The 18,174-nt window shown below is 59.2% G+C and carries 7 protein-coding genes and 3 pseudogenes; 3 read left to right on the top strand and 7 right to left on the bottom strand.

The features are described from left to right. The coding region (locus X739_RS01000000166920; protein ID WP_245273989.1) for a type II toxin-antitoxin system prevent-host-death family antitoxin at positions 1–233 on the top strand (233 nt) is incomplete at its 5' end. Here X739_RS01000000166920 and X739_RS137055 read toward each other — a convergent pair. The 7 genes and pseudogenes from X739_RS137055 to X739_RS1000000169800 all read right to left on the bottom strand — a co-directional run. Beyond that, a complete protein-coding gene (locus X739_RS137055; RefSeq protein ID WP_023796583.1) occupies positions 230–2,389 on the bottom strand; it encodes a peptidase domain-containing ABC transporter in 2,160 nt (719 codons plus the stop codon). The two genes, X739_RS01000000166920 and X739_RS137055, sit on opposite strands and share 4 nt — an antisense overlap. 32 nt (positions 2,390–2,421) lie before the next feature. Then, positions 2,422–3,507, bottom strand: coding sequence for an HlyD family efflux transporter periplasmic adaptor subunit (locus X739_RS137050; RefSeq protein ID WP_023796584.1), 1,086 nt, complete (start codon positions 3,505–3,507; stop codon positions 2,422–2,424). Between the two features lie 88 nt (positions 3,508–3,595). Next, complete coding sequence (locus tag X739_RS1000000169790; RefSeq protein ID WP_156940073.1) at positions 3,596–3,769, bottom strand: hypothetical protein; 174 nt, start codon at positions 3,767–3,769, stop codon at positions 3,596–3,598. Between the two features lie 618 nt (positions 3,770–4,387). Next, positions 4,388–5,622, bottom strand: a pseudogene (locus tag X739_RS1000000168950) (ISL3 family transposase); the annotation flags it as partial. Positions 5,623–6,393: 771 nt separating this feature from the next. After that, positions 6,394–8,928: a two-component system VirA-like sensor kinase gene (locus X739_RS137045; RefSeq protein WP_031252654.1), complete on the bottom strand. Its 2,535-nt coding sequence runs from the start codon at positions 8,926–8,928 to the stop codon at positions 6,394–6,396. A gap of 641 nt (positions 8,929–9,569) precedes the next feature. After that, a pseudogene (locus tag X739_RS1000000169795) lies at positions 9,570–9,804 on the bottom strand (type IV secretory system conjugative DNA transfer family protein); the annotation flags it as partial. Positions 9,805–9,806: 2 nt separating this feature from the next. Continuing rightward, positions 9,807–10,024: pseudogene (locus X739_RS1000000169800) on the bottom strand (type IV secretory system conjugative DNA transfer family protein); the annotation flags it as partial. A gap of 2,756 nt (positions 10,025–12,780) precedes the next feature. Here X739_RS1000000169800 and X739_RS137025 point away from each other — a divergent pair. Together X739_RS137025 and X739_RS1000000171445 are read left to right on the top strand one after the other, a co-directional pair. Continuing rightward, positions 12,781–14,046, top strand: a complete 1,266-nt coding sequence (locus X739_RS137025) for a Ulp1 family isopeptidase (RefSeq protein WP_245273990.1) — start codon at positions 12,781–12,783, stop codon at positions 14,044–14,046. 3,290 nt (positions 14,047–17,336) lie between these two features. After that, on the top strand, positions 17,337–18,174 hold an 838-nt coding region (locus X739_RS1000000171445; protein WP_348625786.1), incomplete at its 3' end, for a Ulp1 family isopeptidase.

Genomic DNA, 18,174 nt, shown 5'->3' on the forward strand with positions numbered 1-18,174 from the left:
CAGCCGACATGATGAATCAGATATTCTCCCCGATGGGAATCCCTCGCGATTCCATCAGGTCAGATTATGCTCTAACCGACCTCGGCAACAAATCCGACGAGGTGGTCGAGGCGGCATACCGAGGGTCTGTCGAGATCACAAAGCGCGGCAAGCGCAAATTTGTGCTCCTGACCGCCGGGCAGTTCGATCGATGGCGGGCGGTGATCGATGCGCTACGGCACCGTCGTGGTTAGCTGGATCCGGTTTGCGCCCGCCACAAGCGTGCGTAAGCACCTTCAGTTGCCAGCAGATCAGCATGCCTCCCCTCCTCAATAAGCTGTCCCTTGTCGAAGACCACGATCTTGTCGGCCCTACGAATGGTGCTGAGTCGATGAGCGATGACGATTATGGTCTTACCGGCCCGACGAAGATCTTCAATGATTCGCAGGACAAACCCCTCGGCTATCGAGTCGAGAGAGGAGGTCGCTTCGTCGAGGATCAGGATCTCCGGATCCCGGTACAGAGCCCGAGCCAACGCAAGCTGCTGCTTCTCGCCGCCGGAGAGGCGTACACCATTCTCGCCCAAATAGGTCTGGAGACCGCCGGGCCAGCGCTCGATCAGCTCTCGTAGCCCTATTTGATCGCAGATGTGCAGGATCTTCTCGATGTCCGGCTCGAACTCGCCAAGGGCGATGTTCCCGATCACCGAGCCCGAGAACACATCGACCGATTGCGGCACAGCAGCGATAGCCTTGCGCACGGACACCGTTGAGAGATCCTGGAGGGCAAAGGGACCGATCCGGATGCGTCCGCCCTCAAGCGGGTAGACATTCTGCAGCAGCGCCGCAAGGGTGCTCTTGCCCGAGCCGCTTTCCCCCACCACGGCCGTCATCTCGCCCCGGCGGAAGATGACGCTGAGATCGTGGAAAAGCTCCGGCTGCGAACCATGGCGGAACGTGACGTTCTCCAGGCGAATATCACCAAGGTCGGACTTTGTGGCATCGATGCCGCCGCCGCTTGTCTCCTGCTCCAGGTCGAAGATCTCAAACAGGCGATCCGCTGCGATGAAGCCATCCTGAACGATCCGATTAGTCTGGATCAGATTGGCGACCGGCCGGATGACATAGCCGAGTAACGTATAACAGGACAGTAACTCGCCGGGCGTGACGGTTTGATCCAGGGCAAGCGTCGTTCCGAACCACATCAGCACGATGGTGAATAGGGTCGAGAGGAAAGTCGAGGCATTATCCCCGAAGATCGAGATGAGACCGGAACTGTAGACGGAGTGCAGCATCTTGATGAAACGGATCTCCATCTTGAAGTTGGCGAAACTCTCCACGCCGGAGGTCTTGATTGTGGAGACAGCTCCGAGGGATTCCACCAGCTCCGCCTCCAGGTTTGCGGCATCCTCCATAATCGCGCGCTGGTGCTTCCTATTCAGCCGGTTGATGGTCCAATAGACCAAGAGATACAGCGGAATGGAGACCGCCACGACCAAGGCGATCTTCCACGAGTAGATGCACATCAGCCCGAACGAAAATAGAATCATTAGCACGTCAACGAATATGCTGATCGAGACGTCGTTCAGGAAGCTCCTGATCTTCACGGCGTCGTTCATCCGGGCGATGATTTCGCCCATGCGCATGCTGTCGAAGAACTTCTGGGGCAGGTCTAGGATGTGCTTGTAGTAGCCGAGGATCAAGTGGACATCGATCTTCTGCCCCGTTTGCAGGATAAGCCGGTTCCCGAGGAGATTGATCAGGATCTGCGCCACCAGGATCACCAGCATGACGAGGCTCATCAGGTTGAGCAGGTTGCGGTTGCCCGCTGTGATCACATGATCGACGATCTTCTGGACGTAGATTGCCGTCGAGAGCCCGAGTACCGTCGTCACGAGCGCCCCGGCGAGAGCCTGGGCCATCACCGCCTTTTGTGGCGCAAGCAGACGCGCGAACCGGGCAAGCGGCGTAATGGTCTCGTCGCGGCGCTTGAAGGTGGCTGCCGGAACCAGGAGCACCAGGACGCCAGTCCATTGCGTCTTGAATTCCTCGTGCGGCAGCTTGCGGATTTCGCCATAGGCTGGGTCCATGACGGTGACCCACCTCGCGTCGATCGCCTGGATGACGACGAAGTGGTGAAGGACCCCCTTGACGACGACGTGCGCGATAGCGGGCTTGGGGATCTTGTACAGGCTGTCGAAGCCACCCTTCACTCCCTTGGCGACAAAGCCCAGCTTCCGGGCCGCTTCCGTGAGGCCCAGTACGGTAGTGCCGGAGCGGTCGGTCGAGGCATACTGGCGGATGCGCGACAATGGCAGCTTGTGACCATAGAAGGCTGCGACAGAAGCAAGACTGGCAGCTCCACAATCGGTGATGTCGTGCTGCTTGAACTTGATAACCTTGCTCGACATGGCGGCTCGCTGGCTGTTTGGATAGGGAAGGATTAGTGGCCCGCCAGGAGGGGATTGAGCCAATCGTCGGCCTCATTGTAGAGGAGTTGCAGAAGAGTGCGTTCTGCCACGAGGAAGCGGGCCCGCACGGTCATGCCCTTCTTCAGATGACCGATGACCCCGTTCTTGAGTGCGAGATGGGTGCGAGAGAGTGCGCAGCGGACCTTGAAGACCGGGCTCATGTCGTGGAGGGTGAAGTCCTGCGCTACGCCGAGCACTGTCGCATCGATGAGACCCCATTGATTGTAGTTGAAGGCATCCACTTGGAGCCGCACCGACTGGCCCTCCCGCACGAAGCCGATGTCTTTGGGGGAGACGTAGATTTCCGCCACCAGTTCGTCGTCCGGCGAAACCCAAGCAACGGTTTGCCCGGCCTGGATGTAGCTGCCGGGGGTCAGGCCGGTGAATTGCTCGAGTGCGCCTGACACGGAGGCCCGAATGTGGGTGAGATCCCGTTCCTTCTCGAGCTGATGCACGGCGGCCGTGAGTTCCTTGAGGCGCAGGGTAAGGTCGAAGAGCTGCTGGTTCCATTCGGCGGATTTGCGCCGGGCAAGGATCTCCCCCTGAACCTCAATGTTCTGGAGGGCGAAAGCCTTCTCGTCAACGGCCTTTGCGGGCGTCGCAGCAGCGGAGAGCAGTCGCTTAGCGCGGTCGAGTTCCGCCGCGGCATTACTGCTGGCATATTCGTTCTCCCGCAGCAGGTTGAGAAAATGCGCCCGCTCCGCCTTGGCGGACTCGGTCAGGAGGAGGATCGGGTCCTTGGCCTTCGTGCCGGAGGAGATCAGGGTTTCGAGGTCACGGGCAAGATCACTCTTAGCGCGAATATCGCCTTTATACGCCCTGAGCTTTTCCTCAACCACCTCATCATCAAGGGCGAGAATCTCCTGCCCCTGGGCAACCAGATCGTTCTCAACGGCAAGGATACGGGAGATGCGTCCGGAGACGGGTGCGACCAGGGGCGTCTTCTCGAGGGTGGGGCGAATGATACCGGCACTTTGGACCGAGATCGCTATGGTGATGAGTGGCAGCGACACCAACGTCGCAACCACAGAGAGCAAAATCAGCCGATAGATGATCAAAGATCGTCCTGATCGTCGGGAGAGAATGCTCTCTGCAGTGTAGCTGGCAATTTCAGGAGAAAGGGTATTTAGCTTGCACACTAATGTTCTAACCGTGTCTCTTCCAGTGCCTCGCCGCTACCAGTATAGTCGCAGCCACAACGCCAATTAACCCCGCCACCGCGAAAGCTATCGCCCCAAAAAAAGCCCACCCGCCCGAAATTGTGGATGCTTCTTCTGGAGCCAATTCAGTCACACCATAATCTGACAGATCGACCTTCATTGCTATCTCCTTTCCTAGAGATCAAATAAGATGAACCAGTCTGCCATTTAGCGGCTTTTGCCGCCGTACAACCAACATCAAGAGTCGTGCCAACTGCACAGGAAGCGACCCAGAAAACTGTTCTGGATGTTATTCAATGGCTTCACTGAGAGCGCGGCGGCACGCCAGCCAGACGTCACCGTGTCGCGGATTCGACAAACCCGACACTGGTAGGGGCCAGTGCGGGTAGGTGAGCTCTGCCTGCATGGAGGATATATTTCGGCCAAGCATTCTGCCGAGAGAACCGGCCTGTCAGGAACAGCATCTGGAACACGCTGAGCAGCTTGCGGCAGTGTGGTCTTGTGTAAGCGCCCGATTGTTACCGCGGAGATTTCGCTTTGATGCGTGCGATGATGTCTGGCTCTGAGACGAAGTCTTCGAGGAAATCGTTTCCAGTCATTGGTCGCATGGGCGCCCGTGCCGTCGTAAACGCTGATGAGACTGCCGTAGCACAGATTGTCGCCGTTACAGACGATCGCCTCCAGGAGTTCGGGGTCCTCTCCGAGCATTTTCGCGAAGTGATTGATTGTGTTTCGGCGTGGAATAAGGGGTCTGACGCACTCTCGATGATATTTTCTTTCAGGCAGCACCGATCAAACGTGCTTGGAGGAGGTCGGCCGTACATCTGCCGTTTTACAAGCTTGACCTTGGTGATCTGTCCTTCCGTCTGCCGTTGGACCATGGCTCGGTGATCGCGGCGCGGACGGCAGCACGGTCGCGAATGATGCCATTGGCGAAACACGCAATGAGGCTTTTGCTGGCGTCGGCGATCCACGCCTCGAGCTCATGGGCGACTTTCTTGCGGATCATGGAATGGAAACCAGCGATCAGATTGCGTGCTTCCACCAGCATGGGCACACCCGCCTCGATGACAGCGATCATCATAGTGTCGGTTTTGTTCAGTTGATCGCGCGCCGTCGTCATTAACCGTGCGATCGTTCTGGCTGATGGCACCTTGTGGAGTTGCTGATCGGATGCCTGTTCGGCGCGTCGTCGTCGCCTTGCCCATTCGCTGACGACACCCAGACGTCCCCGAAAGCCCTTTGTCTTCAGCCGTCGCCAAAGCTCGCTTGCATTGTGGCAACCAGATTTCCATTGCCCTTCCAGCAAGGGCAGCCAGGCTTCGAGTGAACTCTGGCGGGCGCGGAAAATATCGGTCCGCTGGCCACGGACCACCTGACGGACCAGCTTACGGCTGTGGCCGGTGCGACGCACGATCTCCGATGGGGATGTCTTCGCTGGCAAGTTTCATGATTGCCGCATTTGTCTCCTCGCGCCGCAGATAGCCTTCGTATTGCCGCTTCTCCGCGTAGGTGAGCAGATCGGGATCGACCGTCGTAGCGCCGATCGCAGTTCGGATTGTCCGCATCGCGGACGGCGTCGAGGAAAGCCGCACTCGCATTCTTCATGAGATGCCAGCGGTCGGCGACCTGAACCGCTTCGGGCAACGCCTTCGCAGTCGCTTCACCGTAACCGCCGCCGCGGTCGCGCGAGACGGTTTCGATCTGAGGATGGTCGGCGAGCCAGACCTCGACGGTGGCAACCTCACGATCAGGCAACAGTGTCACGATCCGCCGCCGCTCCAGATCACAGACGATCGTGCCGTAACGATGGCCGCGACGGAAGGCCCAATCATCAATGCCGACAACTTTGAGAGGATCTGTTTGCAAACAGGCCCGTCGCCGCACCACCCGCAGCAGCGTGTCATTATTGACCGGGACCATCAGCCGCTTCGCAAAACTGGCCGCCGGCCGGCCGCCGAGCGCCAGCCCAAGATGATGAACGATACACTCCAATCGCGAGGTCCGGCGGGATCGCTCGGCGACATGCCCTCAAGCTGTCGTCGGCGGCGAAGGGTGAAAACGTTGTGATCTCGATCCTGAAGGATGAAGGGCCACTGCTTGATACAATCGAGCCGGCGCCCGGCGTCGTTTGCACAAGTCCTGTTCAAACTTACCTTGATTTGGTGATATCCGGGGAGAGGGGACAGGAGGCCGCTGACCATTTGCGGCAGGAGAAATTGCAATGGCTCCAGTAGTACCGCCCGATCCGCAATCGGCCGCCGACTACGACGACCGCACCACCGCGGCCGTGAAATCGGTTCTATTGGAAATTGGTCAGATACTCGGCAGTTTCAAAGGGGCGGCGATAGCCTTGTCGGGGCAGCGAGGAGCCGTAGGCGATGATGAACGCACAGGAGAAGTCTGGCGTGAATGGGGCGATGATTGTCAAGCTTTGCTCTCGAGTCATTCGTCAACCATCTTGCGTGACCGATTGGCGACCATCTCCTCGTCCCGACCTTATATTACCCGTCGCCTGTCGCCGCGAGCGCGCAGTGACTTGTCAAGGATGGAGGCCCGCAGACCCCATCGCGCGGCGACTTGTCCTTGACGGTCACGAGCACGGCGGCAGGTTTGCCGTGGTCGGGGAGCCCTTCCTTGGGCGGAAGCCGACCACAGTGTTCGGGGGAACTCGCCATGAGCCGGGTGCGCAGAGATCGTCCGACGCTCTTGTATTTGCTGGATCCCAGCCGGCTCCGCCTCCGACTGCCTCGGTAGCTCGGTATCCTGAGCGCGTCGGCGGCATCATGCCATTATCATCCTACGAATTGCATGCTCCATCGTCCTGGACGAGACCGGTTTGGCTAGCCAAAGGACGAAGGTCTGATTACCAGATGTGATCGGCATGGGGTCGCTTCCACCAACGACGATGATGGGCACGGTCATCAGGGTGGTACGTACGGCTTCGGGCTGTCCTGGCCCGAGGAAAGTCGCTTTATCCAAAATTAGGAGGTCGGCTGCCTTCCCGCTCTCGATCCAGTCGCAAAGACTCTCGAAGGTCGCGAAGCCGACCGGCTTATAACCCAGCGCGGCGATCTTATCCTTGTAGATCTCCAACGCTGCTGGATCGGGGTCAACGACTGCAATGATTTCTCCGTTGCCAAGTGATCCATCGCATGGGCCGAAAGCGCTATCAGCTCTGACCTGCTCCTCAGCGCAGGCCGGTAAGTAGAGATCGAAGCGTGTACCTCGGCCAACAGCCGAGGTGACGTCAAGGCATCCTGCGAGCGCGCTCACATGGCGGTCCACTGCAGCAAGACCCAGTCCGGTCCCGCCGACGCGAGAGCGCGTGGTAAAAAAGGGCTCAAAGATATGCGGAAGCACCGAACTTGCGATTCCTTGGCCATCGTCGCTGATGGAGAGGAGAACGTAATCTCCCGGTTGCAAGGTGCCCTTAGCCACGGGCTTCGTTTGACAGACGTGAGCGCGAGAAACGCTAATCTCGACACGGCCCTCATTCAAGAGAGCCTCCGACGCGTTCTTGCATAGATTCATAAGGATCTGCTGTATCTCGGTCGGGCTGCCCTCGATCACCGTTTGCCACTCGTTGATCTTGAAGTTCAACTCAACATCCGCACGAAGTGTAACCCGCAGCAATGGCGCGAGATCCATTACACTCTCCGAGACGTCGAAAGGCATCGTCACGCGCTTCCGATTTCGGCTTAGTGACAAAATTTGATCAATAATCAGTTTGGCTCGGTTGCTGGCTAAGATAATTTGGCCGATGTGGCCCCGAATTCTCGAGGGGCGGCGCACAAGACCTTTAGCCATCTCTGCGTAGCCGACTATTGCTCCTAGAACATTATTGAATTCATGTGTAACGCCGCTTGCGATTGTGCCGACAGCCGTCAGCCTTTCCGCATGCTCCCATCGACTCTCAAAAAGGTTACGTTCCGTGTGTACACGTTGCATTTCAAGATGGTTACCTAAACGCACAGTAGCGCTCGCCAGAACCAGGAGGTCGTCTGTGGAGGGTGGTGAGCGATCTCCTTCAAAAACAAGGATACAAACCGCAGCCTGCTGATCGGAGGCCCTGCAGCCAACAATTTGACAAACACCGGTAGTGCCTACGGCAGTCCGAACCACTTCCGACGCCGGAACGACGCGAAACACTGGCTGTTCCGGGTGTACAAGTGAGACGACTTCATGGATTAGCGTGGCGTTCCAGACGCGCATGCGCTTGTTCCCGACAAAGTACTCGGTATTCCTGCTGATACTCGGATCCACCAGAGCAAGCGCGCATTGATCCGCATCGAAAACGCATTGAATGAGTCTAAGCGCTGCTTCGGTGGAGAAGCGCCGCGATGCCTTCGTTGCTTGACTGTCGATGAAACAAGCTTCGATCTCACTCATCGCCGCTTCAAGCTCTAACCGCCTTTCCAACCGGTTCGTCCGCACATGCAGCGTGGAGGCTCGAATGGTCGCAAACAAGCAGAGGCATATGGACACCAAGCCAAAGAAAAGTCGTGTACGCTGCGCTTGCGCGCTGGCGAAGCTGTAGGCTTTCAGATGTTCTCGCTCCAATTCGGCAGCCTTGGCGAACGTGTCGAAGGATGGGATCCGATTGACAGCGCGGTCCAACCTCAACATTGAGGACAGGATAGCGCGGCCCTCGCGGGCAACATCCTCCGTGACTTGGTCCTGGCTAGGAGGAAGTCGGCGGAGAGACTGATCGATTTGTAATGCGAGGCTGAATCCCGGTCTGGCCGAAAATTGAAGGATCAGATTGGAAAATTCAGGCCTGTTCGACACTCCCCCCCGAAGGCGATTAGCCGAGCGAGCAAAGCGTACGAGAGAGCTTTGCAGAAGCTCATTTTGCGCGGCCGAGGCCGAGATGGCAGCTTCTGTGTTTTCGAGGGAATTTTTGAGCTGTGCAACCAACCTGGAGTGCACCCCGGAGCTCTCATTGGGCGAAATCTCAACAAGGCGTTGGTAGTTTTGAAGGTTCCTTTTTAATGCTTGCCCGGTAGAAGCAACGGAACGGAAGTCCAATACCATGTCGGCGCGGGCGACGTCTCGCTGGAGCAATGCGTAGTTGATCTGAATCGTCCGCAGTTCGCTTAGGACCGCCTCGTTGATCTGGGGGTCTTGCCACTGTATCGCGACCAAGAGCGCAACCGAGGCCACTAGGGCCATTACAGAAGCTTTGTCGGTACTGAGCCATTTTTCCCAAACGAACGGCGTTTGATCCGCGGTGCGTGCCTTGCGAAGGTCCGATTTGAATTCTAGCTCCCCATCGCGTCGGTGTGCGGCCGGATGCTGCTGGAACAGGAAAGCCAAGTGTACCTCTCCCCTCAAATAGGCGGTGTAGACGCCGTTGCACTCTGCCCCCATGGCCCGCTGACCTTCCATTGATTCGCGGGCGTTTCGACCTCGACGGCGAGGCGGCAGCACAAGGCGGGCAACTGATCGCAGTTTTCGGAACTGGTCTTCCGAGAGATCATCGAAGGGGCATACAAGCGCACGCCTGCAGCAGCCGAGGATGATACCGGTCGGTCAAACGCTACTGGCGAGGGCCGGATCTGCTGTTGGCTGGCAGCTAACACTGGCGGGGCGGCGGCCTCAACTCCGGCGTGCCTAGAGCCGGCTGCTGCGAAAGCGTCCGACACGCTTCCCTTGGGGTCATCCCGTCCAGCGGGCATCCTTGGATCGCTGAAAAAAGACGAGGCGGCTTGATGATCCTGCCCTCGCTGAAGCACCTCGCGAAACCCCTTTTCCAGTCGCAGAAGCTCCTCTGGACTGGTAGGCGGCTCGTCAGCTCGACCATCGAACAGCGGCCGGAGCGCCTCGGACACGTGCTGCTCAAAGCCCACTCGCCGGGCCTGGACCGCTTGCCCGTCTTCCAAGCCGGCGTCCTGCACCTGCGACAAAGCTGTTACACGGGATGGATTACTATTTCGCGGGTTCATACTAGCCTCACATCAAACTGTATCGTCAAAGTCCTGCGCCAATTCACACAGCGGGTCATCGAGTTGAGATTCCTGCGGAGAGCGCCTCCTCTGCTCCCGTCAAGGGCGCCGGCTCCGGGAGGGCGCCTGTCTGGCTTTCAAACATGCGTTTCAGAATGCGATCCGAAAAATATCGCACCTTCCTCAATTTTAATGGTGGCAGACCTTTGATGAGAACAATCTCGTAGTCGTCATCGAGCAGCCGAACCNCGCACCTTCCTCAATTTTAATGGTGGCAGACCTTTGATGAGAACAATCTCGTAGTCGTCATCGAGCAGCCGAACCTGTTCGGGACGCAATAGCGGTGCACCTTGATGTGAATTCTGAATGTTCCAATCGAACGTTCGCGCCTGGCTGTAGGAAATCGATTGGGCTTGAAATGTGAATCCGCCGATAGCTTTGGAAATGTAGTTCGGAGTCTCGTCATCTACCTCGATGTTCCTAGAAGCGCGCCGGCAGCCCGGGCGGGGGGCTTGGGGTTAGACTGCCAGCGCACGCCACTCATAAAGAGCGGCCTCTTTTCGCGGTTCGGACACCCATAGTCAACCCGGCAACGTCTGGATGCCCGCTGTGCTTTTTGCAGAGCGGCGATGCCGGGCATATCGGCCGATCCTGTCTAGGATGGTGTGGCCGCTCTCGTCGGCCGAGTTGATGCTCCAGCCAGTATCGCCTTGCCGACCAGCATGAGTTCGCCGTTAGCAATCCATCGTTGCGAGCCGAGACCGAGGTAAAAAGCGCGTGTTATCGACTATGTAGCTGACGCTCCCGCTGACGCAGGGTTCCCGCCATTGCCTCGAGGACTACCTCGAAATGAAATACCTCTGCACGGGCGGCATCTGAAGCATGGGCTTGCAGGGCTCGCAGACCGGTAAACCAGCGAGCCATCTCCAAATATGTGAATTGTGGATTGCTCCTAGACGGGAGCTGAGGGGCGGCTCCGCAAGCCTTACGACGCTCTTTGCGAGCCGTAGCTGCCGAGCTGGCAAAAGGCCGGGCTACGTCGCGCCAGCGCAATCGGCGCGCAGAAAATTAGGCCTACCCGCTCCGGGACCGCGGACCTCGTCAGCTTCTCGTAAGTATGCCCGAGTAGGTTGCTCAGCTGATCTGTGGACGTGAGGCTAGCGTGAACCGGCACAAATTTGACCTATCCAATGTAACAGGTTGGCGGCAGGTGCAGCCCCCGGCATCTCAAGAGCAAGCGGCACAGGCCGGGCAAGAGGGCTTTGAGCAGCGCTCGGGCGAGGCGCGCCAAGCCGCTGCCCAAATTCCCGCCCCCGGCGTTCCGGCTCTGCCAGACCCGTTCCATCCTCATCCGTCTCAGGGAGACCTGAGCCTCATCGAAGGCGCGGCCCCATGGGAAGCGCAGCCCATGATGCAAGGGAGCGGACAAGAACACGCCGCGGCGCCGTACGCCGGAGGCAGTGGGTCGATNGCGCAGCCCATGATGCAAGGGAGCGGACAAGAACACGCCGCGGCGCCGTACGCCGGAGGCAGTGGGTCGATGCTAGGTGCCTCGGTGCTACAGCCGGGTCACTCAACGGCGCGCCATCATCATGCGCCGGATTCGTCAGTGGGTGATCTGAATCCTTCCGCACCGTTCGAGTTGCGTGACCATGCTCGTTCCGCCGTGCCGGCGGCGGTGCAGCCAGATCCTCCAATAGTGGTCTCCGACGGTCGCGGCTGCAAGCGTCCTCTTTATTCCAACGATGCGACCGTTGTCGAAGGGCTGAGGTCACTCTACGCGGGTAAGGCCAAGGAGGACACGGTCAAGCGCCATGTAAATTCTCTTTACGGCTTTGGTCGTTGGCTCTTTAAAAATAACAAGCCGGGATTTGCTGCTCGGCTTCACGAGGAGTCGCTGGATGAAGATCTCAAGGAGTACGAGAGCAGTGGTGGCTCCTCGACTGTGGCTGTGGCACTGCGTCGTCTCAGAGAGTCGGCGGGCGGAGTGCCAATGGTGGGCCGCGCTGTCCTGAATCCCGACCCTGCCGACGCCGTGCTCATCAAAGAGTACAAAGCGGCTCNGCCAATGGTGGGCCGCGCTGTCCTGAATCCCGACCCTGCCGACGCCGTGCTCATCAAAGAGTACAAAGCGGCTCTCATCAAAGAGTACAAGGGAGCGCCTGCGACCGGGCCGAATCGCCAAACCATTCACGACTATGGAGCTACTCTTAGACGTTTCAGTGAATACCTGGTTGAAAACAACAAGCCGGGGATTGCGGCTCGGCTTCACGAGGAGTCGCTGGATGAAGATGCCAAGCGCTATAAGGACTCCAGTGGTGACCGGAGGATCATTGCACTAGCTCATCTCCGGAAGTTCCTGCCGTCCGCCGCACTCGGGCGCGAAATTGCCCTTGCTGCTCGTCCGGAAGACGCAGTCGGCATGGAGGCTCGTGCCATTGGGGACGCCGCTGCGCAGCACAGCGGGCCGCAGAAGGCATTGGGTCGGCCAGAGAAGCTCCCTGGGAAAGCTAAGCAGCTGAGCGAGATCGGCAATTCAGGCGCTCGCGTGCTGATGCAGGCCCCCACCCATCAAGTGGGTGCATTGCCATGGGANGTGCCATTGGGGACGCCGCTGCGCAGCACAGCGGGCCGCAGAAGGCATTGGGTCGGCCAGAGAAGCTCCCTGGGGAAGCTAATGAAGACGCCGCTGTTCTGCCATCGTCTTTCGTACCAACTGGGCACCATCACCAAGCCTCGGATCCCGCAGAGTCCGTTCGTCCCCTGATCTGGCGCGACGGCGACCAGCGCGCGCCGGACGAGCGGATCGCTGCACAGGACAGGAGCAACCTGCTACCAAGCGAGGAGGTGCCACTGAGGCCACCGGAATTCGCTCCGCCCAGCTTGCGGGCGGGGAATTCCGCCTCGCCAGAGCTCTTTCCTGAGGGGATGTCCCCCGCAGTCGAAGGGTTTTTTGGTGTTTTCGGCGACCCCAGCGGGCGGGTGCTCGGCGCATTGCAATTGCTAGGCGACGAACATATCCAGAGGGATTACCAGCTCCTGGAGCAGGAGTTGCAGGGGAACAATCCAGAACTCGCCGCCCGGACGCGGTTCGTGGATCCCCTCGTAGCCAATTATCATCTGCGCTTGGGCTCCGAGAGCGACAAGCTAAGCGCATTCCAGCGCATCGTCCATAATCAGAACGGTAACGACACAGCCGACTTCCTGTTCGTGCCAGTGAGCGATGGCGGTAAGACTCTTGCGGAGCGCGNATCAGAACGGTAACGACACAGCCGACTTCCTGTTCGTGCCAGTGAGCGATGGCGGTAAGACTCTTGCGGAGCGCGGCAAACATTGGTCGCTGCTGTTCGTTGATCGCAGCGACCGGGAACGGCCGGTTGCCTATCATTATGACTCCGTCAGCGGATGGCATGACAAGCTTGCAAAACACCTCGCAGAAAGGCTGGGCGCCAGCCTGGAGACCCGCGTGGACTTACCCCGCATCGCCCAGCAGAGCAACGAGTGGGATTGCGGAGTCTACGTGGTGGACGGCACGCGGGCGCTGGTTGGGCGATTGCAAAGATGGCAGCCAGACCAGCCAGACCTGAACCTCAACAACCTCGTCGTCAATCGGCAGGCACTACAAACCCGACTCATGGGTGACGATACATCTGGAACGGCAAATTATCTCACGAACTTTGAACTCATGGACCGACAGGCGCGAGACGCGGTTAAGGAAAGCCCCGTTGGGACGTTTCACCAGCGGATCAAGCGGCTCGGCCAGTCAGCGCGAGCGTTGCACGACAGAGCCCTGGCTCCAGCCGCGCCGGACCAAGGCAACCCAGACTCGGTGTTCGTACGGGACGTTGTTCCCGGGGAAACACGCCATCATCATGCGCCGGATGTGTCAGTGGTTGATCTGAATCCCCCCGCACCGTTCGAGTTGCGTGACCATGCTCGTTCTATGCCGGCGGCGGTGCAGCCAGATCCTCCAGTAGTGGTCTCCGGTCGCGACAAGCGTCCTCTTTATTCCAACGATGCGACCGTTGTCGAAGGGCTGCGGTCAGCACTCTATGCCGGTAAGGTCGGGGAGCGCACGGTCACGGACCATGTAAATTCTCTTCTCGGCTTTGGTCGTTGGCTCTTTGATAATAACAAGCCGGGATTTGCTGCTCGGCTTGACGATCCGTTGCTGGATCAGGATCTCAAGGAGTACCAGCGCGAGAGTGGCTCCTCGAACGTGGCTAGAGCACTGGGTCGTCTCAAAGAGTCGGCGGGCGGAGCGCCAATGGTGGGCCGCGCTGTCCTGAATCCCGACCCTGCCGACGCCGTGCTCATCAAAGAGTACAAAGCGGCTCTCATCAAAGAGTACAAGGGAGCGCCTGCGACCGGGCCGAATCCCANCCGTGCTCATCAAAGAGTACAAAGCGGCTCTCATCAAAGAGTACAAGGGAGCGCCTGCGACCGGGCCGAATCCCAAAACCACTCAGGACTATGCGGCTACTCTTAGACGTTTCAGTCAATACCTGCATGAAAACAACAGGCCGGGGATTGCGGCTCGGCTTTACGAGGGGTCGCTGGATGAAGATGCCAGGCGTTATTTGGACTCCAGTGGTAACCGGTGGATCAGTGCACTAGCTCATCTCCGGAAGTTCCCGCCGTACGCCGCACTCGGGCGCGAAATTGCCCTTGCTGCTCGTCCGGAAGACGCAGTCGGCATGGAGGCTCGTGCCATTNGCGCGCCGGACGAGCGGATCGCTGCACAGGACAGGAGCAACCAGCTACCAAGCGAGGAGGTCCTCATCAACCGTGAGCATGATGCAGCGGAGTTGAGACCAGCGAAGAGGCAAAGGACCCTGAACAGTCGTCTGCAGGACGTTGCCACTGAGCCGCAGCTGAGCGAGATCGGCAATTCAGGCGCTCGCGTGCTGATGCAGGCCCCCACCCATCAAGTGGGTGCATTGCCATGGGAGACGCAGCCCATGATGCTGGGGGACGAGCACCTGGCACCGCATACCGGAGGCAGTGGGTCGATGCTGGGTGCCTCGGTGCTGCAGCCGGGTCACTCAAGGGCGCGCCATCATGATGCGCCGGATTCGTCAGTGGTTGATCTGAATCCCCTCGCACCGTCCGATTTGCGTGACCATGCTCGTTCTGTGCCGGCGGCGCCTGCCGGGCCAGCGTTCGCCAGGGCTGAGGAGACGCCCTCNTTGCGTGACCATGCTCGTTCTGTGCCGGCGGCGCCTGCCGGGCCAGCGTTCGCCAGGGCTGAGGAGACGCCCTCCGCGGTTGGCGAGGCCGCGGTGGCCGAAAGGTGGGCTCGGTTGCAAAAGCAAATGGACGAACCAGTGCATGATCCCGGCCCTCAAGTGGATACATCGCCATGGGAGGCGCAACTCATGGTGCAAGGGAGCGGACAAGAACACGCCGCGGCGCCCCACGCCGGAGACAGTGGGTCGAGGCTAGGTGCCTCGGTGCTGCAGCCGGGTCACTCAACGGCGCGCCATCATGATGCGCCGGATTCGTCAGTGGTTGATCTGAATCCCCCCGCACCGTCCGAGTTGCGTGACCATGCTCGTTCTGTGCCGCCGGCGGTGCAGCCAGATCCTCCAATAGGGGTCTCCGGTCGCGACAAGGGTCCTCTCTATTCCAACGATGCGACCATTGTCGAAGGGCTGAGGTCAGCATTGGAGAGCACGGTCAAGCGCCATGTAAATTCTCTTCTCGGCTTTGGTCGTTGGCTCTTTGATAATAACAGGCCGGGATTTGCTGCTCGGCTTCACGAGGAGTCGCTGGATCCGGATCTCAAGGAGTACGAGAGCAAGAGTGGCTCCTCGGACGTGGCTAGAGCAGTGGGTCATCTCAAGACGTGGGCGGGCGGAGCGCCAGTGCTGGACCGCGCCGCTGTCCTGAATAGTCCCGACCCTGCCGACGCCGCGCTCATCAGAGATTACACAGCGGCTCCCATCAAAGATTACAAGGCAGCGCCGACCGGGCCGAATCCCGCTACCATTCAGACCTATGGATCTGCTCCTAGACGTTTCAGTGAATACCTGGTTGAAAACAAAAAGCCGGGGATTGCGGATCGGCTTCACGAGGGGTCGCTGGATGAAGATGCCAAGCGCTATAACAACTCCGGTGGGATCAGTGCACTAGCTCATCTCCGGAAGTCCGAACTCGGGCGCGAGCTCCCTGGGAAAGCTAATGAAGACGACGCTGTTCTGCCATCGTCTTTCGTGCCAACTGGGCACCATCACCAAGCCTCGGATCCCGCAGAGTCCTTTCGTCCCCTGATCTACGGCGACCAGGGCGCGCCGGACGAGCGGATCGCTGCACAGGACAGGAGCAACCAGCTCCCAAGCGAGGAGGTCCTCATCAACCGTGAGCATGATACAGCGGAGTTGAGACCAGCGAAGAGGCAAAGGCCCCTGAACAGTCGTCTGCAGGACGTTGCCACTGAGCCGCAGCTGAGCGAGATCGGCAATTCAGGCGCTCGCGTGCTGATGCAGGCCCCCACCCATCAAGTGGGTGCATTGCCATGGGANATGCGCCGGATTCGTCAGTGGTTGATCTGAATCCCCCCGCACCGTCCGAGTTGCGTGACCATGCTCGTTCTGTGCCGGCGGCGGTGCAGCCAGATCCTCCAATAGGGGTCTCCGGTCGCGACAAGGGTCCCCTCTATTCCAACGATGCGACCGTTGTCGAAGGGCTGAGGTCAGCTTACGCGGGTAAGGTCAAGGAGAGCACGGTCAAGCGCCATGTAAATTCTCTTCTCGGCTTTGGTCGTTGGCTCTTTGACAATAACAGGCCGGGATTTGCTGCTCGGCTTGACGAATCGTCGCTGGATCAGGATCGCAAGGAGTACGAGAGCAGGGGTGGCCCCTCGCAGTACGAGAGCAGGGGTGGCCCCTCGATCGTGGCTAGAGCACTGGGTCGTCTCAAGACGTTGGCGGGCGGAGCGCCAGTGGTCGACCGCCCTGTCCGGAATCCCTACCCTGCCGACGCCGCGCTCATCAGAGATTACACAGCGGCTCTCATCAAAGAGTACAAAGAAGCGCCTGCGACCGGGCCGAATCGCGGTACCATTCAGGTCTATGGATCTACTCTTATACGTTTCAGTGAATACCTGCATGAAAACAAAAAGCCGGGGATTGCGGATCGGCTTCACGAGGGGTCGCTGGATGAAGATGCCAAGCGCTATGTGAACTCCGGTGGTAACCGGAGGATCAGTGCACTAGCTCATCTCCGGAAGTTCGCACCCGGGCGCGAAATTGCCCTTGCTGCTCGTCCGGAAGACGCAGTCGGCATGGAGGCTCGTGCCATTGGGGACGCCGCTGCGCAGNCTCGGGCGCGAAATTGCCCTTGCTGCTCGTCCGGAAGACGCAGTCGGCATGGAGGCTCGTGCCATTGGGGACGCCGCTGCGCAGCGCAGCGGGACGCAGGAGGCATTGGGTCGGCCAGAGAGGCCCCCTGGGAAAGCTAAAGACGGGCGGGTGCTCGGCGCATTGGAATGGCTAGGCGACGAACATATCCAGAGGGATTACCAACTCCTGGAGCAGGAGTTGCAGGGGAACAATCCAGATCTCGCCGCCCGGACGCGGTTCGTGGATCCCCTCGTAGCCAATTATCATCTGCGCTTGGGCTCCGAGAGCGTCATGCTAAGCGCATTCCAGCGCATCGTCCATCAGAACGGTAACGACACAGCCGACTTCCTGTTCGTGCCAGTGAGCGATGGCGGTAAGACTCTTGCGGAGCGCGNATCAGAACGGTAACGACACAGCCGACTTCCTGTTCGTGCCAGTGAGCGATGGCGGTAAGACTCTTGCGGAGCGCGGCACCCATTGGTCGCTGCTGTTCGTTGATCGCAGCGACCGGGAACGGCCGGTTGCCTATCATTATGACTCCTACAACGGATGCAATGACACGCTTGCAAAAGAGCTCGCAGAAAATCTGGGCGCCAGCCTGGAGACCCGCGTGGGCGTATCCCGCATCGCCCAGCAGAGCAACGTGGTGGATTGCGGAGTCTACGTGGTGGACGGCACGCGGGCGCTGGTTGGGCGATTGCAATCGCAGCCAGATAACCTGAACCTCAACAACCTCGTCGTCAATCGGCAGGCACTACAAACCCGCCTCAGGGGTGACAATACATTCGGAACGGCAAATAATCTTACGAACTTTGAACTCATGGACCGACAGGCCCGAGACGCGGTTAAGGAAAGCCCCGTTGGGACGTTTCACCAGCAGATCAAGCGGCTCGGCCAGTCAGCGCCAGACGTTGCTCCCGGGGACCCATTTAAATTTCAAAGTCTTGAGAGCAAAGGGGACGCCGCTGCGCAGCACAGCGGGCCGCAGGAGGAATACAGTTGGCCAGAGTATCTCCCCCCTGGGAAAGCTAATGAAGACGACGCTGTTCTGGCATCGTCTTTCGTGCCAACTGGGCCCCATCACCAAGCCTCGGATCCCGCAGAGTCCTTTCGTCCCCTGATCTACGGCGACCAGGGCGCGCCGGACGAGCGGATCGCTGCACAGGACAGGAGCAACCAGCTACCAAGCGAGGAGGTCCTCATCAACCGTGAGCATGATACAGCGGAGTTGAGACCAGCGAAGAGGCAAAGGACCCTGAACAGTCGTCTGCAGG

This window comes from Mesorhizobium sp. LNHC209A00 (assembly GCF_000502915.1).
Classification (GTDB): domain Bacteria; phylum Pseudomonadota; class Alphaproteobacteria; order Rhizobiales; family Rhizobiaceae; genus Mesorhizobium.